The organism is Stappia sp. BW2 (assembly GCF_008107695.1).
Classification (GTDB): Bacteria; Pseudomonadota; Alphaproteobacteria; order Rhizobiales; family Stappiaceae; genus Roseibium.
Map to the genome: position 1 here is coordinate 1 of NZ_VIRG01000050.1, position 325 is coordinate 325.

The window sequence follows — 325 nt, forward strand, 5'->3', positions numbered from 1 at the left end:
ACCTAGCATTTCCATAAGGAATCGTGATGCCTGTTCATCCACTGGCAGATGAAATGGCAGAAAACGCAGGTGCACCGCTCTTTTGGAGCACAGTTTTTTCAATCCGGCTGCAATAGCCGTAAGTTCTTTCCGGTCTGACTCCCAAAAACGTACCGAGACGCCGATCACAGGAAGCTTGGTATGTCCTCCAGTTGAAGGTTCCACTCGATTAGCCTGGTTAACAGCATCTGCTGAAGTAGCGCCTGCTACAGCTTTCGAACTTGTTTCAGGTAATGGCAAACCCATTACGGGGTCGGGTACAACATGGATCTGATTCCAACATCTC

Annotated in this window: 1 protein-coding gene; it reads right to left on the reverse strand. The window is 48.9% G+C overall.

Going from position 1 to position 325, the window contains the following annotated elements; translation table 11 throughout:
* Window positions 1-285, reverse strand: a 285-nt coding sequence (locus FMN63_RS30065; RefSeq protein ID WP_205513850.1) for a hypothetical protein, incomplete at its 3' end; no start/stop codon positions are given.
* Between the last annotated feature and the right edge of the window lie 40 nt (window positions 286-325).